Genomic DNA, 17,653 nt, shown 5'->3' with positions numbered 1-17,653 from the left:
TGAGGTGAGCTAGAGCGAACGGAAACCGCTCCGGCACTCGGCGGGGACGGGGCCTCGTCCCGCCAGGGCGGCCAGCAGGGGCCGCTGCGCCTAGCCTTCGCCCTCGAGGCGGGCGATCTCCTCGTCCGAAAAGCCGAAATGATGGCCGATCTCATGGATCAGCACGTTGCGGACCAGGCGGAACAGGTCCTCCCCGGTCTCGATCCACTCAACCAGGATGGGCTCACGGTAGAGCAGGATGGTGTCGGGCTCGCCGGGGACGCCGAGATGCGTCTTCTCCGTCAGCGGCACGCCGCGGTAGAGGCCGGTCAGCTCCCAGGGATGCTGAAGCTCCAGCGCTTCCAGCGTTTCCTCGTCGGGCAGGTCCTCAACAAGGATCGCCGTGCCCTGCACCGCGCTGCGCAACTCCTCGGGGATGGCGGAGAAGGCGGTCTCGGCCATCTCCTGCAGGTCCTCGATGGAGGGAGGATGGTTGAAGCGCATGGAGCCATCCTAGCACCCGCGGGCGGGTGCCGCGAAGCGTCGCGTCAACGTGCTTGAGGCGACGGGGAAGGCGGCGGCGCCACCGGAGCGGAGGAGGGCCGCGCCAGCGCGTCGCGGATTTCCATCAGCAGCTTCTCCTGCGTCGTCGGCGCAGGCGGCGCGGCGGGCTTGGCGGCCTGGTGCAGCCGCAGCCGGCTGAGCATGCGCAGCAGCCAGAAGATGGCCATGGCGACAATCAGGAAGCGGATGATGGCGTTGATGAAGAGCCCGATCGCGAGCACCGCGGCACCGCTCTGGCGCGTCGCCTCGAGCGAGGGGCCGCGCTCGCCGCTCAGCACGATGAAGACGTTGGAGAAGTCCACACCGCCGATCAGAAGCCCGATCAGCGGGTTGATGAGGTCCTGCACCAGGGAATTGACGATGCCGGTGAAGGCGGCTCCGACAACGATGCCGACCGCCAGGTCCACCACGCTGCCGCGCATGATGAAGGCTTTGAACTCTTCGATCCAGCCCGGCTCCCGAATGCGCAGATAGGGCGGCATGCGTCGTCCTTCTCAGGAACATTGCGGTTGAGGCGACGAATGCGCCTTGTGCCGGCGGCCCCAGAGGCCGCCGGTGAAGGATCACTGCACCAATCGCTGGCCGGTGCGCCTCAGGGCGAGGTGCGCGGCGCCGGGTTGGTCGGGGATGCGGCGGAGCTTCCGCTNAGCTTCCGCTGCCCGACATGCCGCCGCCCGACATGCCGCCGCCCGACATGCCGCCGCCCGACATGCCGCTGCCAGACATGCTGCCACCCGACATGCCGCTGCCAGACATGCGGTCATTCGACATGCCGCTGCCCGAAGCGCCAACCGCGGAGGCCGGCGTCTGGCCCGGCGGCACCACCATGCCGCCGCCCATGTAAACGTCGCCGCTGCCGGAGCGGCTGGAGCGGCTGGACCGGCTCGTGCTCCGGCTGCTGCTGCTGCGCTCGTTGCTCAGCGGGGTCTTGACCTCAGGGTCCTTCCACAGCGGCCGCCCCAGGTTGACGTCGCTCGGCGAAGTCGTGGCGCCGGTCACGGCACCCGCGCCACCGCCCACCAGCGCCCCGACGGCCGCACCGGCCGGTCCGCCGAATGCCCCGATGCCGGCGCCGGTCGCCGCACCTGCCGCCGCGCCGCCCTGGACGCGCTCGCGCTCGTCGGTGCCACAGGCAGCCAGCGCGAGGGCCAGCGCAGCAGCACTCATGATTCGCAGCTTCATCTCGGTTCTCCCTGTGCAATGCCGCCTGAACGCAGAAGCCCGATAAAGGTTGTGCTGCCGCTTCAAAAGAATTGGACTTTCTTGCGCAGCGGGGCCCGCGCCCGGCGTACGGGCGCCAAACCGCGGCACAGGTCACTGCCCGCGGAACCTCTCCTCATCCTTGCAGCCCGGCCGGCGCCGGCGGCGCGCCGCTGCCGGCGCGGCCGAACACCTGCGTCGCGGAGCTCTGGACGAGGCGCCTAGCCTGCCGAGGCGACATAGTCCCGGAGTTCACTCGCCTCCTGTTCCGCTTCCTCGATGCGGGCCTTCACCAGGTCGCCGATGGAGACCATTCCGGCGAGTTGCCCCCGCTCGTCCAGGACCGGCAGGTGGCGCACGCGCCGGTCGGTGATCATCGCCAGGGCGTCGCAGACGCGCGTGGCCGGCGAAACGGTGTGCAGCACCCGCGTCATCAACTGGGTCGCCTGCATGGTGGAGGTCTCATCCCCACGGCTCGCGAGGGCGCGCACCAGGTCCCGTTCGCTGACGATGCCCAGCACAGTGCCCGCCTCGTCGCGCACCAGCACGGCGCCGATACGGTGCTGCGCCAATGTGCGGCAGACAGCCAAGGCGCCATCCTGCGGGCCGACCGAGATCACCTGCGTGCCCTTGTGGGCCAGGATGCGGGAAATGGTCATCAACGCTGCTCCCTTCCTAGCGGCGGGCGCCGCTCAGGGAGCCGCCACCCTGCCTTTTCGGAGAGGCGAACGATGCGGCGCAGGAACAACCCAAGTCCAGGAAAATCGGAGCGAGGCCGCGTGGCCGGTCAGGCGCGCGGCGGCATCGCGCCCAGCAGCCGGCGCGCTTCCTGCGCCGCGCGCCGGATCGACAGCACGAACACCTGGCGGTCGGACTGCGCCAGGCCATCGATGTCGGCGCCCAGCAGGAAGGCCAGGGCACCCGCCGCACCCGGCTGCGGCAGGGCGGCGGTGAGGCCGAGAAGCTGCCCCCCCTCATCCACGACCGGGCCGCCGGAATAGCCCATCAGCACCGGCATCCGCGCGGTGAAGCCGCGGCCGAAGCCGGGCATCTCGGCATCCGGCGCCTCGACATGCCCCTGGGCGATGGGGCTGCCGATGCTCGGCGCGCCGGCGGCCCAGACCAGCTCGCCGCGCTGCGGCGGGTCCTCCGCGCGCGCGGCGGGCGTGAGAAAGCCGGGCCTGACCTGCAGCACGGCCAGATCCATCCGCCCGCTGCGCGCCACCAGGCTCCCGGTCTCCTCAGCACCATCCGCGCGGCGCAGCAGGGCGGAGCGCGCGCCCCCTTCCAGCACATGGCCGCAGGTGAGCACGTGACGGTCGTCGAAGCCGACCACGCCGCCGCGCGTCAGGCCGCTGCTTTGCAGGGTGGCGAAGCTGGTGGCGGTGATCTGCTCGGCCGGGGTTCCCTGGGCAAGCTGGGCGGCCGGCGCCGCGCAGCCGGAGAGCAACGCCGGCAGGCCAAGCGTGCCCGCGGCCATGCCCTGAAGGAAACCGCGCCGCCCACCGGCAATCTGAACCCTGCAACCCCGCATCCGCGCCTCAACGAAAGGGAACGGTATCAACTTCCGGGTGAAAACCTTCACCCAAGTTGCTCAAAAACATGAATTCGGCCGCTTGTGAAGCCGTTCACGCCCAGGGTGCGAGAAGAAGATGAGGGAAAGCTGAACCCGCGCGCCGCAAAGTTGGACGTCGCGGAGTCGAAACGGGCCGGTGGCCGCCTTCCCGGGACGGCCGCGCGTCAGTTCTCCGGCTCGGCTTGTGGCGGGGTGCCGAGCGGCTGCATCAGCGATTCAGCCTCGCGCTTCAGGTGGAGATAGGAGCGGAAGGAGAAGGGCAGCATGGCGCAATAGATCAGCCCGGCCGCCGCCAGCGCCGCCCAGGGCTCGCTCACCAGCAGCGCCGCATAGGCGCCGATCGAAAGCAGCAGCGGCAGGATGAACTCCCGCGGCACCTTGAAATTCTTGAAGGACCAGGTGGGCAAGGTGCTGACCAGCGCCAGCGCCACCAGGATCAGCAGGATGCCGACGAAGGCGGGGTAGCGCACTGCCGAAGCCAGCCCGAACCAGCCCCAGCCCTCGAACGCCAGCGAAGCGAAGAGCGGGAACATGGCCAGCAACGCCCCGGCCGGCGCCGGCACGCCGGTGAAGAAGCTTTGCGAATAGGCCGGCTTGGGCGGCGGCCCCGGCAGCGGCATCGGCCCCGCGTCCAGCGCCGCGTTGAATCGCGCCAGCCGCAGCGACATGCAGACGGCGAACATCACGCAGGGCACGAAGCCCAGGCCGCGGTAGTCGTGCATGGTCCAGAGGTAAAGGACCATCGCCGGCGCCACGCCAAAGGAAAGAAAGTCGGCCAGGCTGTCGAACTCGGCGCCGAAGCGGCTGGTGGCCTTCAGCAGCCGGGCCAGCCGCCCGTCCAGCCCGTCGATCGCGCCGGCGGTGATGATCAGCCCCGCCGCCACTTCCCAGCGCCCTTCCAGCGCGAACCGCATCGCCAGCAGCCCGGCGCAGAGGCCGAGCAGCGTCAGGATGTTCGGGATCAGCCGGTTGAAGGACTGACCCTGGAAACGCGGCCGCTGGCGGGCGGCGAAGCGGAAACGGCGCGGGCGTGGCGGGGAGACGTTCATCAGTGCAGGGAACCCGGCGCGGCGTCCACGGTTGCCGGCTGCGACGTGACGGGGGCGAGTTCGGCAATCACCGTTTCGCCGCCGACCATGAGCTGCTTCTCGGCGACCAGCGGCCGCACGCCCTCAGGCAGGTAAAGGTCGGTGCGGCTGCCGAAGCGGATCAGGCCGAAGCGCTCGCCGGCCCGCAGGCTGTCGCCCTCCCGCACGAAGCAGAGGATGCGGCGGGCCACCAGCCCGGCGATCTGCACCACCGCAACGTCCTGCCCGTTCGGCATCCGGATCGCCAGCGCGTTGCGCTCGTTGTCGTCGCTCGCCTTGTCCAGGTTGGCGCTGACGAACTTGCCGTGCCGGTAGGCGATGCGCGTCACCACGCCTTCCACCGGGCTGCGGTTGATGTGCACGTCGGCCACCGACAGGAAGGTGGCGACGCGCCAGCGCGGCGCCGGGCCAAGGCCCAGCTCGGCGGGCGGCACCACCGGCTCGACGCTGACCACCCGCCCATCCGCCGGGGCGACGATCACCGGGCGGTCCGGCGTCACCCGCTCGGGGTCGCGGAAGAAATAGAAGCAGAAGGCGGTGAAGGCGGCGGCGAGCCAGAACAGCCAGGAGCCCAGCAGCAGGCCCCCGACCACGGCCACCGCCGCGCCACCGATGATGAAGGGCCGGCCCGCCGGATGCGGCGGGGCGAGGACCATGCGAAGGCTTTGCAAAAGCGCCATGACAGCAAGGTTATGGTCTGTCGCGCCCAGGTAAACAACCCGCCTCCCGGCGGGGGCGCGGAAAGCCCCCTTGCGGGAAGGGGCAAGGATGCGCCTCAATCCGGCATCACGGCCGGGGCGGAGGGAGCATGCAGCCGACAGGAACGGTTCGCGTGAAGGTGTGGGACCCCTGGGTCCGCCTGGTGCACTGGGCGATCGTCGGGCTGCTCGCCCTGTCCTGGTGGACGGCCGAGACCGGCCGGATGGACCTGCACCTCACCAGCGGGTACCTGATCCTCGCCCTGCTGCTGTTCCGGCTTGTCTGGGGCTTCTTCGGCTCGGAAACGGCGCGGTTCGGGCATTTCCTCCGGTCTCCGCTGGCGGCGCTCGGCCATCTGCGGCACCTCTTCCACCGTGCGCCCGACACCGAGCTGGGCCACAACGCCGCCGGCGGGTGGATGGTGCTGGCGCTGCTCGGCGTGCTGCTGCTGCAGGTGGGCACCGGCCTCTTCGCCGACGACCAGATCCTCACCCGCGGGCCGCTGGCCCGCTTCGTTTCCGGCGTGGCCAGCGACTGGGCAACCTTTGTCCATATCCGCAACTTCAACGTGATCCTTGGCCTCGCGGCGCTGCATGTGCTGGTCGTGGCGGTTTACGCCCTGGCCAAGGGGCAGAACCTCGTGCTGCCGATGCTGACGGGTGCCAAGCGGGTGCCGGCCGCCTTCGCCCGCCACGCGCCACGCCTCGGCTCGCCCGTGCTGGCGCTGGTGCTGCTAGCGGCGGCCGGCGCGGCGGCCTGGGGCCTTTCGCGGCTGGGCTGAAGGCGGGCGGAGGGGAAAGCTCCCCCTCCTTTCCCCTCAGCGGGCGCGAAACGCGCGATGGCAGGCGCCGCAGGTGCCTCCGGCTTCGCGGAAGGCCGTGGCGGTGGCGTCCGCGTCGCCGGAGGCGGCGGCTTCGTGCAGCTTGCTGGCGGCGGCGACCATGCGCCCGGCGGCGGCCTGGAACTCCGCGCGGTCCGACCACACGGCGGGGCGGGCATGGGTGTCGCCTGTGTCGCTGCCCGGCGGAAACAGCGCGGGGAAGCCCTGGAAAAAGGTCACCATGTCCTGGCTGCGCTCGGCCACCAGGGAAAGGTCGCCTTTCGCCTCCAGCGTCTTCTTGATGGCCTCCAGGTTCCCGCTCATCCGCTTCAGCCCCGCCTGGCGCTGGGCGACCACATCGCCCTGCGCCCGGGCAAGGCCCGCCGGGGCGAGTCCCGCGAGGCCGGCAGCGCCCAGCAGAAGAAGGGCGAGGGAGGCTTGCTTGATCCGCATGCACGACTCCGGAGCAGATTGCAGGATCCCCATCTCACCATGCCCGGCGAAAGAGAAAAGCAGCTTTTCTGCGCCGGCGGCGCGAAGCTGCCCTTGCCGAGCCACTCGGGCGGGGCTATACGCCGCGCCGTCCCTGATGAGACGCCCGGCCGGAACGACGGAGCGTAGCTCAGCCTGGTAGAGCACTGTGTTCGGGACGCAGGGGCCGGAGGTTCGAATCCTCTCGCTCCGACCAAATGATCCGGCCGGGCCGAAGCCCCGCCATGCAGCCCCGAGGGGCCGCGTGGCGGGGTTTTTCCTGTTCCGGGCCGGCGGAGGCGGTTGCACGGCTCTTGCTTGGGCAAGTTCCACCAGCGGCGGCGCGAGGCCGGCGGCTGGAGGGAACCTGAACCGATGAAGCCGAGCCTGGCTCTTGCCTTCGCCTTCTCTCTGAGCATTCCGGGCCTGACCCTGCCCGCGGCGGCGCAGACGACGCTCGACAGCCTTGGCCTGACCGTCACCGCCACGCCTGCGGCCGCCTCGGACTACCTGTTCCGCGGCATCTCGCAGACGCGCAACCGCCCGGCCATCCAGCTCACCCTGGATGTGCAGCACGAGTCCGGCTTCTACGCCGGCGCCTTCGCCAGCAACGTCACCTTTCCCGGCAGCAACGCCCGGCAGGAGCTCGACCTGCTCGCCGGCTACCGCCTCACTTCGGGCAATGCCGGCCTCGATCTCGGCGCCATCTGGTACACCTATCCCGGCTACGACAAGCCGGGCGGCAGCTATGAGTACAACTACGTCGAGGCGGTGGCGAAGGGCAGCTACACGCTGGACCCGGTCAAGTTCCTCGGCGCCGTCGCCTGGTCGCCGGACTTCTATTTCGAGTCCGGCAGCTCGGTCTATCTGGAGGCCGGCGCGGACCTCGCTTTGCCGCTCGCCTTCACCCTTTCCGGCCGCTGGGGCTACCAGTGGATCGACCGCAACCCGCGCTACGGCGCGCCGGACTATGCCAACTGGTCGGTCGCCGTCTCGCGCGAGGTGCTGGCGGGCTTCATCCTGAGCGTCGGCTACTATGACACCAGCCTTTCCAAGGGCGAGTGCTTCGGCGGCGCCAAATACTGCGATGCGCGGGCGCTGGTGATGCTGAGCCGGCCCTTCTGACGGCTCCGGCTCCGGCACGGCGGGCCCGCCCTCAGCGCGGCCGCCGTGCCGCCCAGAACATCAGGCTGCGAACGGGGAACACCCAGGCGAAGCCCGCCGCCAGGTAGAACGGCACCTGCAAGGCCCAGTGCCATTGCTGCACGTGGTCGCCGGCCCAGAGCACCACCGCCAGATAGGCCAGCAGCCCGAAGAAGCCCGCCAGGCAGGCAATGAGAATGCGCGACATGCCTCCCTCTTGGCAGGGCTGCCCGGCTTCGCCAAGTGAAGGCGGCTCCCGTTTGCAGCGGGGCGGCGGGGGACTTAGTCTCCGCCCCCAAGATCCGGGGCCCCGCCCCTCCCCGCCCCTTCCGCGTGCCCGAAAGAACCCGATGCCCGAGCCCGGCCTGCCTCCCGCCCAACACGATGCCGCCTTCGACCTGAAGGCGCATATCCGCAGCGTGCCGGACTTCCCGAAGCCCGGGATCCTCTTCTACGACATCTCCACCCTGCTGCGGGACGGCCCCGCCTGGAAGGCGGCGATGGCGCGGCTTGCCGATGTGGTGCGCCCGCACCGGCCGAAGCTGCTGGCCGGCATCGAGAGCCGTGGCTTCCTGCTTGCGGCCCCGCTGGCGCTGGAGCTCGGCCTCGGCTTCATCATGCTGCGCAAGCCGCGCAAGCTTCCGGGCGAAACCATCGGCTTCGACTACGACCTCGAATACGGCACCGACCGCATCGAGATGCAGGCCGACGCCGTGGCGCCGGGTGACCGCGTGGTGCTCCTCGATGACCTTCTGGCCACCGGCGGCACCATGGCCGCCGGCGTCCAGCTCCTGCGCAAGGCCGGCGCCGAGGTGCCCCTGGCCGCCGCGATGATCGAGCTGGCCTTCCTGAAGGGCCGCGAGCGGCTGGACGTGCCGGTCCAGACCCTCATCTCCTACGATTCCTGACCATGGCGCGCGGCGGCTCCCGCCCTCCTGGTGCCGTCCGCGCCGAGATGCCCGGCGGCACCGGCAGGCTCGGGCGCCGCGACGGCCTGCGGATTGGCGCCTGCGCCCTGCTGGCGGCAGCCACGGGAAGACGAGCCATGGCCCAGCCGCAACCCGCCGCCCTGGCGCCGGACCGCACGACCCTGCTGCTGCCCGGGCCGGAAGGCGGCGTTGTCGCGCGATGGGCGCAGGACGTGACCACCCGCCTGGCGCGCGGCCTGCCCCATGCCGTGGCGCTGCACAGCCTCGTGCTCGGCGGCCCGGACGGCGTGACCGCCGCCAACCGCTTCGCCACCATGGAGTCGGGTGAAGGGCGGCTGCTGCTGGCCATGCCCGGCCTTGCCGCACAGGCCAGGCTGATCGGCGAAAGCCGCGCCCAGTTCGATCCGGAAGGATGGCTTCCGATCTGCGTCTCCTGCCAGCCGGCGGTGCTGGCGGGGCGTGGCCGCTATCCGCTCGCTGGCAACCGTCCGCTGCGGCTGGCCCTGTCCACGCCGGGCGCGCCGGAAACGGCCGCGCTGCTGGCGCTGGATCTGCTCGGCCACCCCGCGGTGCCGCTCTTCAACCTCACCGGCCCGGCGGCCGAGGCCGCCCTGGCGGCGAACGAGGCGGACGCCATGGTGATCGCCTCGCCGGCGGCGCTGCGGCGCGCCGCGGAGCTGGGCCTGACGCCCTGGCTGGAACTGGAGGTGCCGGGCCGCCGCGACTACCCGGAATTGCCCTCCACGGGCATGGCCATCACCCACCCGGTGCCGCTGGCGGCGGCGGAAGCCGGCTTCGCGGCGTTGCGGCTGCGCACCGCCCTCATGCTGCCGCCCCTGACCTCCGCCGATGTGGTGGCCGCCTGGCGCCGGGCGGCGCTGCGATGGCAGGAGGAGGAGACGCACCAGTCGGCGGACGGCGCGGCGCTGGCCCTGGTCGGCGCCGAGGCGCGCGCGGTGACTTCCGCGCTGACGCCCTCCCCGACCGCGGTGCTGGCCTATCGCGAGTGGCTGCTTCGCCGGCTTGGCTTCCAGGCCGCCTGATCCCGCCGGCAGGGTCCCGCCGGCAGCGCGGCTCAATGGCGGGGTGCGAGCCCGGCCATGACCTGCTCGTTGATGCCGGCCAGGAAGTCGTAGTCGGGCTCCGGCCGGGCGATCTCGCGCAGCACCGCCTGCCCGAGGGTCTCCAGGCCCTGGCGCAGCCGGAAGGGCATGCGGGCGCCGGGAGCATGCAGCGCCAGCAGCACGGCCTCCCAGAGGCGCCGGGTGACGTCCAGCGCCGCGCGGGCCATGACGGGGTCGCCACTCTCCCGCGCCCGTCGCAACAGCAGGATGGCATGGCGGAACAGCATCGCCTCCTCCATCCGCTGCCCGGGCGGGACGGGCCTGGCCGGAACCGGGCGGCGCGCGCCCGCCGGCATCACTGCGCCGGCTCCCCCTTGAGGGACAGGGGGTCGAGGCCGGCCAGCGCGGCGTCCTCGTGCTGGATCAGGCGGCGGATCATCCGCAGCGCCTGATAGCACTCATCCTGCTCGGCGGCGGCGATGGCGCTGTCGAGCAGCTCGCGCGCCTGGGCCGAGGTTGTCGCGGCGTGGAACTCGCCGGCGAGGTCACGCGCCAGCTCCAGGCCGCGCGCGCGCTCTTCCTCGTTCCCGATATAGGCGGTCTGGATGGCGAAGTAGATGCGCCGGGCCGGCGTCGTCGCAGCCTCCGGACTCATGATCTGCTTGCCGAACAGAAAGCGCGCGCGGCTTGTCAGCTCGACCCGGGCGCGATTGCGGAAGCGGAGGGGCGCTCCGTTGACGACCAGCAGGTCACCCTGGCGCAGTTCGAGCACAAGCGTCGACATGGTTCGGCAGCTTCTCGGTGCGGGACGGCAGATGCCGGCGCCCGCTTGGGGGAGCCGCTCCCCGGCGCCGCCAAACGGCGACGGGAAACGGCCGGGGATGCTCACCCGGCTGCCCTCCCTCTCGTGTGGGAGCGGCGGCCGTGGAGCGGCTCGGATCCTCAGCGTTCAGGGCATGGTGGCCCTGCTCCTTGCTTCAAGCGACGGCCACGCCGGGGAGGATCTGGCTACCGGAGAAGGGCCGTCACCGCCGGGCGCCGCATGTCGCGACACCGGGCACTCTGGCCCGGAACGGCTAACGCTTCCTGAACCGCGAGGCTCAACCCGAACTTCGTTCCAGCGAAGCGACAGGGCGGACCGGCGCTCCGGCACACCGTTCCCGCGACCCCGCCCCTCCAGGCCGCCCGGCGTGGCGGCCCCCGGCCGCAGGCCCTTCAGCCATGCGGAAGACAGGCCAGCATTCCCGGAGCAGCCAGCCCAACGCCACGCAAGCACCGCATGAGGCGGGAGTCCAGCAATCAGGGCGGCCTCCTAAAAAAGAGATTGCAGATGCCATTTAGCGGCATTCGCGTCCTGCTGCGAAGGTTTTACGCATGGTGGGACAGCACGATTCGCGTGATCAGGCCAGGCGAGCCGCGACAGCGAGGACCCCGCGCGGGTGATGGACGCGCTTCAGACGCCGGATGCTCAGGCGACGCGCAGCACAAAGGCGGCACCGGCCACCGGCTGCCCCAGTTCCTGGCGCAGCACGAGGCTGCGCTCCGCCAGGATGCGCAGGTCGAGCGCGGCGAGAAGCGCGCGCAACGCGGGCAGGTCGTGGCGGTAGCGGAGGCCCGGTCCTAGCGCATAGGTGTCCCCAGCCCCGCTTTCCACGCTGAAAGCCAGGTATCCGCCTGGCCGCAGCGCCGTGGCCATGCCGGCAAGGGCCGGGCGCAGCTCGCCGAGATAGTTCAGCACGTCCGCCGCCGCGATCAGGTCGAACTGTCCGGGGTGGCGGGGCAGGAAGGCCAGCAGGTCGGCCTCGTGCAGCGCCGCGTAGCAGCCCTGCCGCGCCGCCTCGGCCAGCATGCGCGGGGAAAGGTCCACCCCCTCCAGCCGGTGCGCGAAGGGTGCCAGCGCCCGCCCCGAAAGCCCCGTGCCGCAACCGAGATCAAGCACTTGGCGGCTGCCGTCGGCCGCGAGCCCGGCCTCCGCCAGCAGGTCCGCCAGCGCCGCAGGGGTGCGATAGGCCAGCTTGTCCTCCAGGTCGCGCTCGAAGCGCGGCGCATACTGGTCGAACAGGTCGCGCACATAGGTGGCGGGCGCCCGGTCCGGCGCCGCGCCCTCGCCAAGCGCGGCCAGGAGGAAGCGCGCCTGCTCGGCCAGTTGCGGCGCGAGGTTCGGAAGCAGCAGGGCGGCCCGGGCCGCCGCCGCCGCCGCCGCGGTCTTCCCGGCCTCCCGGCAGGCATGCGCCAGCGCCAGATGCGCCTCGCCGGCGGCAGGCGCCAGGGCCACGGCCCGCCGCAGCGGCGCCAGCGCTTCGCCGGAGCGCCCCAGGCCGCACAAGGCCTGGCCAAGGTTGCGCAGGCTGGTCGGGTCGTTCGGGCGGATCGCCAGCGCGGCGCGCAGGGCCTCGACCGCCGCCGCGAGTTGCCCCGCCTCCGCCAGGGTGCCGCCCAGCGTGGCCAGGAAGACCGGCGCCGCCGGCTGCAGCGCCACGGCACGCCGGATCAGGCCCAGCGCGCGCGGCAGGTCGCCGCGCTGGCGGAACACCAGGCCCAGCAGGTTCAGCGCATTGGCGTCATCGGGCCGGACGGCGAGCAGGCGCTCATAGCGGGCGGCGGCGCCCTCCAGGTCGCCGGCCTGGTGGCGGGCGACGGCCTCGCGGAGCAGGGCTTCGGGCGTCAGGGCCTTTTCTCCTGAACAAGGGCGGCACCGGCATGGCGGCGAAGCCGCCGCGCCACGGCGCCGCTTGCCGCGCCGGGCGGGGCGCGGTCCGGCAACCCAATGCCTCCGCGCCTGTTCGGGCGCTCCCGCCCGTGCCGCGGCCTCAGAACAGGCCCTCGATGCGGCCTTGCGGATCCAGGCCGATGCTTTCCGCCGCCGGGTGCCGCGGGAGGCCGGGCATGGTCATGATCTCGCCGGCGATGGCGACGACGAAGCCCGCCCCCGCGGAGAGCCGCACCTCGCGCAGGGGCAGCACGTGGCCCTCCGGCGCGCCCATCAGGCTGGGGTCGGCGCTGAAGGAATACTGCGTCTTGGCGATGCAGACCGGCACATGGCCGAAGCCCTGCTCCTCGAAGCGGCGCAGCTTCGCGGCGACCGGCGGCGGAATGGCCACGCCGCCGGCGTGGTAGATCTCGCGCGCCACCGTCTCGATCTTGCCGGCCAGCGAGAGATGGTCGGAATAGAGCGGCTCGAACCGCGCGCTGCCGCCGGCCACCAGCGCCTGCACGGCACGCGCGAGGTCCGCCGCGCCGGCCGCGCCCTCGCCCCAGTGGGTGCAGAGGATGGCCTCGGTGCCGAGCTTCGCCATCGCCTGCCGCACCGCGGCGATCTCGGCCTCGGTGTCGCCGGTGAAGCGGTTCAGCGCCACCACCACGGGCAGGCCGAACTTCTGCATGTTCTGCACATGCCGCGCCAGGTTGGCGATGCCGCGCTTCACCGCCGCGACATCCTCGGTGCCGAGCGCCGACTTCGCGACGCCGCCGTGCATCTTCAACGCCCGCACCGTGGCGACGACCACGCAGGCGGAAGGCGCGAGGCCGGCGGCGCGGCACTTGATGTCGAGGAACTTCTCCGCGCCGAGGTCGGCGCCGAAGCCGGCCTCGGTCACCACCACGTCGGCCAGCCGCAGGCCGAGCCGCGTCGCCATCACGCTGTTGCAGCCATGCGCGATGTTGGCGAAGGGGCCGCCATGCACCAGCGCCGGCGAGCCGTCGAGCGTCTGCACGAGGTTGGGCGCCAGCGCGTCGCGCAGCAGCGCCGCCATGGCGCCGTCGGCCTTCAGGTCGTGCGCGGTGACGTTCCGCCCGTCCCGCGTCTGGCCGACGATGATGCGGCCGAGCCGCGCGCGCAGGTCGTCGAGGTCGCGCGCCAGGCAGAACACCGCCATCACCTCGGAGGCGACGGTGATGTCGAAGCCGTCCTCGCGCGGGAAGCCGTTCGCCACGCCGCCCAGCGCGGCGTTGATCGAGCGCAGCGCGCGGTCGTTCATGTCCACCGCGCGGCGCCAGGCGATGCGGCGCGCGTCGAGACCGAGCTCGTTGCCCCAGTAGAGGTGGTTGTCCACCATCGCCGCCAGCAGGTTGTTGGCGGAGGTGATGGCGTGGAAGTCGCCGGTGAAGTGGAGGTTGATCTCCTCCATCGGCGCCACCTGCGCGCGGCCGCCGCCCGTCGCGCCGCCCTTCACGCCGAAGCAGGGGCCGAGCGAGGGCTCTCGCAGGCAGATCATGGTGCGGGTGCCGAGCGCGTTCAGCGCGTCGCCCAGGCCGATGGTGGTGGTGGTCTTGCCCTCGCCGGCGGCGGTCGGGCTGATGCCCGTCACCAGCACCAGCGCGCCCTGTGGCCGCTCCCGCTGCGCCGCCACGAAGTCGAGGCCGATCTTGGCCTTGTAGCGGCCATAGGGCTCCAGCGCCTCGTCGGGAATTCCCGCGCGCGCGGCGATCTCGCCGATCGGGAGGAGCTTCGCCGCGCGGGCGATGTCGAGGTCCGTCGCCATGAGGTCATCCTGCTGCTGCACGCGGCTTATCGTCGTGCCCGCGAAGCGGCAAGCCGCCGCGGGGATTGGCAAGCCTCGCCGTCCCATGTCACGTTGTCTGACAAGAACATTGCAGAGAGGAAATCTTCATGCATCGCCGCACGCTGCTGGGCGCTCCGCTGGCCGGGGCCGCGCTGGCCCTTCCGGCCCTCCGCACGGCCCGCGCCCAGGCTGCCTGGCCGAACCGGCCGGTCACCATGCTGGTGCCCTTCGTGGCCGGCGGACCCAGCGACATCGTCGCCCGCGCCATCGCCAACCGCATGAGCCAGACCGTCGGCCAGCCGGTGGTGGCGGAGAACCGCGCCGGCGCCAATGGCGAGGTGGCCGGCCGCCTGCTCGCCCGCGCCGAGCCGGACGGGCACACGCTGATGATCGGCTCGATTGGCGTCTACGCCATCAACGCGGCGCTGCGGCCGGAGCTGGGCTACGACCCGGTGAAGGACTTCACCCCCATCACCCTCGCCGTCAGCATGCCGAACGTGCTGGTGGTGAACCCGGACAAGGTTCCGGTGAAGACCACCGCCGAGCTGGTCACCTGGCTGAAGGCCAATCCCGGCAAGGCGTCCTATTCCACCAGCGGCGTCGGCTCCTCCGACCAGATGACCACCGAGCTGTTCAAGCAGCGCACCGGGGTGGACGTGGCGCATGTGCCCTATCGCGGCGGCGCGGCGGCGGCGACCGACCTGATCGCCGGCAACGTGCAGATGTCCTTCCAGAACCTCGGCACCGTCGCCGGCCATATCGAGGGTGGCCGCCTGCGCGCGCTGATGATCACGGATTCGAAGCGGCACCCGGTGCTGCCCGACGTGCCCACGGCGGCCGAGGCGGGACTCGACGACTTCGTCATCACCAGCTGGCAGGCGCTGATGGCGCCGGCCGGCCTGCCGCCCGGGTTGCAGCAGCGGATCCATGCCGCCGCCACCGAGGCGCTGCTCCACCCCGAGGTGCGGCCGCGCCTGGAGCAGATCGGCATGACGGTGGTGGCCAACAGCCCCGAGGAATACGGCAAGTTCCAGCGCGCCGAGATCGAGCGCTGGCGCAAGGTGATCCAGACCGCCGGCATCACCGCGGACTGACCGGCCGTCCAGGTGCGGCCCCAAGATGCGGCCCCAACGTGCGGTTTTGACGGCGCGGCGGGGCGCCATCGCTTCTGAACGGCGCGGCGGGGCGCCATCGCTTCTGAAAGGCGCGGGAGGGGCGGAGCGCCCCTCCCCACCCTCAGGCCGGGCCTTCCGGCGGGTCCAGCAGTTGAAGGCGGGTCACCCGCCAGCCGCCGGCGTGCCAGGCAAGGTCGAAGCCAAGGCCGCCGGGTCCCTGTGCCGGCCCGATCTCCACCCGTACCCGCCCCCAGCCGAGCGGGCGCAGGCGGCGCACCGCCTCCAGCGGCCGCAACGCGCCATCCCGCAGCGGCGGCAGGGCCTGGCGCGCCTGCACCATCCGGCGCAGCGCCACGGGATCGCCCCAGCCTTCCATCACGGCCCCCGTCAGCCCGGCGAGATAGCGCTCCGCCTCCACTCCGCCGGACGCCGACGTCGTCGCCAAGGAAGGCGGCGGCAGGCCGGAAGGCAGATCCAGCCGGCGCAGCAGCGCCGGAGCATCCCGCCAGAGCGCCAGTCCCGCCATGCCGAGCAGTGGCTGCGCCGGGCCGGAAAGGCCGATCGCGCCCAGTGCCAGGCCACCCGCCAGCAACAGCCGGCCACGGCGGCGGGGCTGGGCCGGCGGCGGCACTTGTTCCGGCGCAGGGGCCGCGGGTGCGGGGAGCGGGACGGATTGACGGGCCTCATAGGCGTCCCACACCTCGCTCCAGGGGTCGGCGGCTCTAGCGGGCGGCATGCGCAGCTTCGCCTGTCATGCACCCAGCCCATTCCGAATGTCTCATGCGGCGGTCCAACCGTCTCGTCGTTCCATTTTTTGAGATTACTGGGACGATGCTTGCCGAAGTGTAAATGTGCCTCCTTTCTCAGGCAAAGCGGGCGAGCTGGCTTTCGAGCTGACGCAGCGCCGCGGCGAAGGCGGCGTTGATGCCCGCCGCGACGGCTTCCGGCGGCAGCGGACGCTCCGGCGGCAGCGGCGCGGTGCCGGTGATGGAAAGCTGCGCCAGGATACGGCTGTTGTCGCCACTCTCGCGCAGCACCACGGCGGAAAGCCCCGCCCGCGCCTCGCCGCGGCCGAGATCGGCCAGCAGGGCGGTCAGCTCCGACTCCAGGATCAGGTCGGCCTGCGCCCGGCTGCCCGGCGTGACCACCGCGGCGAACAGGCCTGAAGCGGTGAGCCAGCGGCGCAGCGCCTCCTCCGCCAGCTCGGCCGGCGGTGCCGTCCATTCGGCGTAGAAATCCACCGCCTCGGTGCCGTCGGGCCGCAGGCTGCGCAGGCCGCGGGTATCGAGCGCCGGCGAGGCCCGCATCAGCCGCACCAGCAGCACCCGCTTGTGGCCGCCACGCGCCGGCGGCGCCTCGCGCCGCGGCGCAAGCGGGAAGCGCTTCACCTCGACATAAGGGTATTCCGGCAGCACCGAGCAGGCGGCGAGCGTCGGGAGCGTAAGCAGGAGCAGGCGGCGGCGCATGGGACTTCCCTTCGGGGGATCAGCGGTTGGGCGGCGGCGGCGCGCCGAACAGCACCTGGCCCGGAGCGCGCCGCAACGCCTCCGTCGTGTCGCGCAGGTTGCCCACCGTCGCGCGCAGGTCGCGCAGCAGCGGCACCAGGTCGGCGGTGGTGCTCTGGGTGGTATTGCGGGCCGACCGGGCGGCCTGCTCCAGCGCGTTGATCACGGCGGGCAGGCGGCTCAGGCTTTCGCGCAGGTCGTCGGCGGCGGCGCGCGCGCTGGCCAGCGCCGCCTTTGTCTCGGCGCTGCCCAGCAGGGCGCGCAGGTCGGCGGCCGCGCCGCGCAGTTCCGCCACGGTGGCCGGGATGTCGGACTGCGTCACCGCCTGGCGCACGGCGCCCAGCATGGCGGCGGCCTCGGTGAAAGCATGAGCGAGGTCGCCGCTCTCCACCTGCCCGCGCACGGCGGAGACCACCGCCGTCACGTCGTTCAGCAGTTCCTCCAGCGGCGCCTGCTGGATGCGGGCGAGAATGGTCTCCGCCGCATTCTGCACCTGGGCCACGGTGGAGGGGATGGCGGGGATCACCGGATAGGCCGGCGCCCAGGGCACGTCGCGCCCCGGAAACCGCTCCGGGTTGACGAAGTCCAGCTCGATATAGGCGACGCCGGTGATCCCCTGGGTGGCCAGCCGCGCGCGCAGGCCGCGCTCCACGGCCCGCTCCACCTGCTTCGGATCGTCCATGGTGGCCTTCTCGGTGTCGAGGGCGAGGCGCACCAGCACGAGCTGAAAGGCTTCCACGGCGGCATTGCGGTTGGTCGGCGGGTATTCCGCGTTGACCAGCCCGACCTTGCTGACCTGCCCCACCTGCACGCCGCGGTAGCGCACGGGAGCGCCCACCTCCAGCCCGGTGACGCTCTCGCGCAGGTAGGTCTCGAAGATCATGCTCTGGCGGCCGAAGCCACCGCCGGTGAGAAACAGCAGGAAGCCGAGGCCGAGCCCCAGCCCGACCAGGATCAGCGCGCCGATGCGCACATAGAGGCCGCGATGTGTGGGCATG

21 protein-coding genes and 1 tRNA gene are annotated in these 17,653 nt (G+C 72.0%); 7 read left to right on the top strand and 15 right to left on the bottom strand.

Going from position 1 to position 17,653, the window contains the following annotated elements; genetic code table 11:
* Positions 1-90: 90 nt before the first annotated feature.
* Both E0493_RS20335 and mscL read right to left on the bottom strand, forming a co-directional pair.
* On the bottom strand, positions 91-483 hold the full coding sequence (locus E0493_RS20335) for a metallopeptidase family protein (protein ID WP_160939097.1): 393 nt from the start codon (positions 481-483) through the stop codon (positions 91-93).
* 44 nt (positions 484-527) lie between these two features.
* Positions 528-1,025 carry a large conductance mechanosensitive channel protein MscL gene (gene mscL, locus E0493_RS20330; RefSeq protein WP_160939096.1) on the bottom strand — a complete coding sequence of 166 codons (498 nt, stop codon included), beginning with the start codon at positions 1,023-1,025 and terminating at the stop codon, positions 528-530.
* 182 nt (positions 1,026-1,207) lie between these two features.
* On the opposite strand from mscL, the gene E0493_RS20325 reads away from it, so the two are divergent.
* Positions 1,208-1,387, top strand: coding sequence for a hypothetical protein (locus E0493_RS20325; protein ID WP_160939095.1), 180 nt, complete (start codon positions 1,208-1,210; stop codon positions 1,385-1,387).
* Between the two features lie 577 nt (positions 1,388-1,964).
* Here E0493_RS20325 and E0493_RS20320 read toward each other — a convergent pair.
* The 4 genes from E0493_RS20320 to E0493_RS20305 all read right to left on the bottom strand — a co-directional run bounded on the left by E0493_RS20320 (position 1,965) and on the right by E0493_RS20305 (position 5,087).
* The gene (locus E0493_RS20320) at positions 1,965-2,402 is read right to left on the bottom strand and encodes a CBS domain-containing protein (RefSeq protein WP_160939094.1); all 438 of its coding nucleotides are present in this window, start codon (positions 2,400-2,402) and stop codon (positions 1,965-1,967) included.
* A 128-nt stretch (positions 2,403-2,530) separates the two neighbouring features.
* Positions 2,531-3,223 (bottom strand): S1 family peptidase, encoded by a 693-nt coding sequence (locus E0493_RS20315; protein ID WP_160939093.1) that lies wholly within the window; start codon positions 3,221-3,223, stop codon positions 2,531-2,533.
* Between the two features lie 260 nt (positions 3,224-3,483).
* The gene (locus E0493_RS20310) at positions 3,484-4,368 is read right to left on the bottom strand and encodes a CDP-alcohol phosphatidyltransferase family protein (protein WP_160939092.1); all 885 of its coding nucleotides are present in this window, start codon (positions 4,366-4,368) and stop codon (positions 3,484-3,486) included.
* Positions 4,368-5,087: a phosphatidylserine decarboxylase gene (locus tag E0493_RS20305; RefSeq protein WP_160939091.1), complete on the bottom strand. Its 720-nt coding sequence runs from the start codon at positions 5,085-5,087 to the stop codon at positions 4,368-4,370. Before E0493_RS20305 ends, E0493_RS20310 begins: the two co-directional genes overlap by 1 nt.
* Before the next feature lie 128 nt (positions 5,088-5,215).
* Here E0493_RS20305 and E0493_RS20300 point away from each other — a divergent pair, with 128 nt between their 5' ends.
* The gene (locus E0493_RS20300; RefSeq protein ID WP_160939090.1) at positions 5,216-5,887 is read left to right on the top strand and encodes a cytochrome b/b6 domain-containing protein; all 672 of its coding nucleotides are present in this window, start codon (positions 5,216-5,218) and stop codon (positions 5,885-5,887) included.
* A 36-nt stretch (positions 5,888-5,923) separates the two neighbouring features.
* On the opposite strand, the gene E0493_RS20295 is transcribed toward E0493_RS20300, so the two are convergent.
* Complete coding sequence (locus tag E0493_RS20295) at positions 5,924-6,379, bottom strand: c-type cytochrome (protein WP_160939089.1); 456 nt, start codon at positions 6,377-6,379, stop codon at positions 5,924-5,926.
* Positions 6,380-6,537: 158 nt separating this feature from the next.
* Between E0493_RS20295 and E0493_RS20290 the strand changes: the two genes are divergently transcribed.
* Together E0493_RS20290 and E0493_RS20285 are read left to right on the top strand one after the other, a co-directional pair.
* Positions 6,538-6,614: transfer RNA gene (locus tag E0493_RS20290), tRNA-Pro, on the top strand.
* A 158-nt stretch (positions 6,615-6,772) separates the two neighbouring features.
* On the top strand, positions 6,773-7,522 hold the full coding sequence (locus E0493_RS20285; RefSeq protein WP_160939088.1) for a TorF family putative porin: 750 nt from the start codon (positions 6,773-6,775) through the stop codon (positions 7,520-7,522).
* Positions 7,523-7,553: 31 nt separating this feature from the next.
* On the opposite strand, the gene E0493_RS20280 is transcribed toward E0493_RS20285, so the two are convergent.
* The gene (locus E0493_RS20280) at positions 7,554-7,748 is read right to left on the bottom strand and encodes a DUF2842 domain-containing protein (RefSeq protein ID WP_160939087.1); all 195 of its coding nucleotides are present in this window, start codon (positions 7,746-7,748) and stop codon (positions 7,554-7,556) included.
* A 142-nt stretch (positions 7,749-7,890) separates the two neighbouring features.
* Here E0493_RS20280 and E0493_RS20275 point away from each other — a divergent pair, with 142 nt between their 5' ends.
* Together E0493_RS20275 and E0493_RS20270 are read left to right on the top strand one after the other, a co-directional pair.
* Complete coding sequence (locus E0493_RS20275) at positions 7,891-8,448, top strand: adenine phosphoribosyltransferase (RefSeq protein WP_160939086.1); 558 nt, start codon at positions 7,891-7,893, stop codon at positions 8,446-8,448.
* 137 nt (positions 8,449-8,585) lie between these two features.
* Positions 8,586-9,512 carry a hypothetical protein gene (locus E0493_RS20270; protein WP_160939085.1) on the top strand — a complete coding sequence of 309 codons (927 nt, stop codon included), beginning with the start codon at positions 8,586-8,588 and terminating at the stop codon, positions 9,510-9,512.
* Between the two features lie 32 nt (positions 9,513-9,544).
* Here E0493_RS20270 and E0493_RS20265 read toward each other — a convergent pair whose 3' ends face one another.
* From E0493_RS20265 to E0493_RS20250, 4 genes are all read right to left on the bottom strand, one after another.
* Positions 9,545-9,832 (bottom strand): flagellar biosynthesis regulator FlaF, encoded by a 288-nt coding sequence (locus E0493_RS20265; protein WP_268894138.1) that lies wholly within the window; start codon positions 9,830-9,832, stop codon positions 9,545-9,547.
* A gap of 56 nt (positions 9,833-9,888) precedes the next feature.
* Complete coding sequence (locus E0493_RS20260) at positions 9,889-10,317, bottom strand: flagellar biosynthesis repressor FlbT (RefSeq protein WP_160939083.1); 429 nt, start codon at positions 10,315-10,317, stop codon at positions 9,889-9,891.
* A gap of 684 nt (positions 10,318-11,001) precedes the next feature.
* Positions 11,002-12,186, bottom strand: a complete 1,185-nt coding sequence (locus tag E0493_RS20255) for a tetratricopeptide repeat protein (protein ID WP_268894137.1) — start codon at positions 12,184-12,186, stop codon at positions 11,002-11,004.
* Positions 12,187-12,343: 157 nt separating this feature from the next.
* Positions 12,344-14,014, bottom strand: coding sequence for a formate--tetrahydrofolate ligase (locus tag E0493_RS20250; protein WP_160939082.1), 1,671 nt, complete (start codon positions 14,012-14,014; stop codon positions 12,344-12,346).
* A gap of 128 nt (positions 14,015-14,142) precedes the next feature.
* Here E0493_RS20250 and E0493_RS20245 point away from each other — a divergent pair, with 128 nt between their 5' ends.
* Positions 14,143-15,129 carry a Bug family tripartite tricarboxylate transporter substrate binding protein gene (locus E0493_RS20245; RefSeq protein WP_160939081.1) on the top strand — a complete coding sequence of 329 codons (987 nt, stop codon included), beginning with the start codon at positions 14,143-14,145 and terminating at the stop codon, positions 15,127-15,129.
* A gap of 142 nt (positions 15,130-15,271) precedes the next feature.
* Here E0493_RS20245 and E0493_RS20240 read toward each other — a convergent pair whose 3' ends face one another.
* The 3 genes from E0493_RS20240 to E0493_RS20230 all read right to left on the bottom strand — a co-directional run bounded on the left by E0493_RS20240 (position 15,272) and on the right by E0493_RS20230 (position 17,652).
* Positions 15,272-15,886 carry a hypothetical protein gene (locus tag E0493_RS20240; protein ID WP_160939080.1) on the bottom strand — a complete coding sequence of 205 codons (615 nt, stop codon included), beginning with the start codon at positions 15,884-15,886 and terminating at the stop codon, positions 15,272-15,274.
* Positions 15,887-16,013: 127 nt separating this feature from the next.
* Positions 16,014-16,616 carry an ABC-type transport auxiliary lipoprotein family protein gene (locus tag E0493_RS20235; RefSeq protein ID WP_160939079.1) on the bottom strand — a complete coding sequence of 201 codons (603 nt, stop codon included), beginning with the start codon at positions 16,614-16,616 and terminating at the stop codon, positions 16,014-16,016.
* A gap of 19 nt (positions 16,617-16,635) precedes the next feature.
* A complete protein-coding gene (locus tag E0493_RS20230) occupies positions 16,636-17,652 on the bottom strand; it encodes an MlaD family protein (protein ID WP_160939078.1) in 1,017 nt (338 codons plus the stop codon).
* Between the last annotated feature and the right edge of the window lies 1 nt (position 17,653).

It is taken from the genome of Teichococcus coralli (assembly GCF_009829925.1).
Taxonomy (GTDB): domain Bacteria; phylum Pseudomonadota; class Alphaproteobacteria; order Acetobacterales; family Acetobacteraceae; genus Pseudoroseomonas; species Pseudoroseomonas coralli.
The sequence above is the reverse complement of the archived record's forward strand: the minus strand, read 5'-3'. Positions and strand labels throughout refer to the sequence as shown.

Bases quoted from the DNA above. Each gene is read 5' to 3' on its own strand.
- E0493_RS20325 (WP_160939095.1), top strand. From the start codon at position 1,208: ATGCCGCCGCCCGACATGCCGCCGCCCGACATGCCGCCGCCCGACATG.
- E0493_RS20305 (WP_160939091.1), bottom strand. From the start codon at position 5,087: ATGGCGCTTTTGCAAAGCCTTCGCATGGTCCTCGCCCCGCCGCATCCG.
- E0493_RS20275 (WP_160939086.1), top strand. From the start codon at position 7,891: ATGCCCGAGCCCGGCCTGCCTCCCGCCCAACACGATGCCGCCTTCGAC.
- E0493_RS20300 (WP_160939090.1), top strand. From the start codon at position 5,216: ATGCAGCCGACAGGAACGGTTCGCGTGAAGGTGTGGGACCCCTGGGTC.
- mscL (WP_160939096.1), bottom strand. From the start codon at position 1,025: ATGCCGCCCTATCTGCGCATTCGGGAGCCGGGCTGGATCGAAGAGTTC.
- E0493_RS20310 (WP_160939092.1), bottom strand. From the start codon at position 4,368: ATGAACGTCTCCCCGCCACGCCCGCGCCGTTTCCGCTTCGCCGCCCGC.
- E0493_RS20260 (WP_160939083.1), bottom strand. From the start codon at position 10,317: ATGTCGACGCTTGTGCTCGAACTGCGCCAGGGTGACCTGCTGGTCGTC.
- E0493_RS20245 (WP_160939081.1), top strand. From the start codon at position 14,143: ATGCATCGCCGCACGCTGCTGGGCGCTCCGCTGGCCGGGGCCGCGCTG.
- E0493_RS20235 (WP_160939079.1), bottom strand. From the start codon at position 16,616: ATGCGCCGCCGCCTGCTCCTGCTTACGCTCCCGACGCTCGCCGCCTGC.
- E0493_RS20230 (WP_160939078.1), bottom strand. From the start codon at position 17,652: ATGCCCACACATCGCGGCCTCTATGTGCGCATCGGCGCGCTGATCCTG.
- E0493_RS20285 (WP_160939088.1), top strand. From the start codon at position 6,773: ATGAAGCCGAGCCTGGCTCTTGCCTTCGCCTTCTCTCTGAGCATTCCG.
- E0493_RS20295 (WP_160939089.1), bottom strand. From the start codon at position 6,379: ATGCGGATCAAGCAAGCCTCCCTCGCCCTTCTTCTGCTGGGCGCTGCC.
- E0493_RS20265 (WP_268894138.1), bottom strand. From the start codon at position 9,832: ATGGAGGAGGCGATGCTGTTCCGCCATGCCATCCTGCTGTTGCGACGG.
- E0493_RS20270 (WP_160939085.1), top strand. From the start codon at position 8,586: ATGGCCCAGCCGCAACCCGCCGCCCTGGCGCCGGACCGCACGACCCTG.
- E0493_RS20240 (WP_160939080.1), bottom strand. From the start codon at position 15,886: ATGCCGCCCGCTAGAGCCGCCGACCCCTGGAGCGAGGTGTGGGACGCC.
- E0493_RS20335 (WP_160939097.1), bottom strand. From the start codon at position 483: ATGCGCTTCAACCATCCTCCCTCCATCGAGGACCTGCAGGAGATGGCC.
- E0493_RS20320 (WP_160939094.1), bottom strand. From the start codon at position 2,402: ATGACCATTTCCCGCATCCTGGCCCACAAGGGCACGCAGGTGATCTCG.
- E0493_RS20315 (WP_160939093.1), bottom strand. From the start codon at position 3,223: ATGGCCGCGGGCACGCTTGGCCTGCCGGCGTTGCTCTCCGGCTGCGCG.
- E0493_RS20250 (WP_160939082.1), bottom strand. From the start codon at position 14,014: ATGGCGACGGACCTCGACATCGCCCGCGCGGCGAAGCTCCTCCCGATC.
- E0493_RS20280 (WP_160939087.1), bottom strand. From the start codon at position 7,748: ATGTCGCGCATTCTCATTGCCTGCCTGGCGGGCTTCTTCGGGCTGCTG.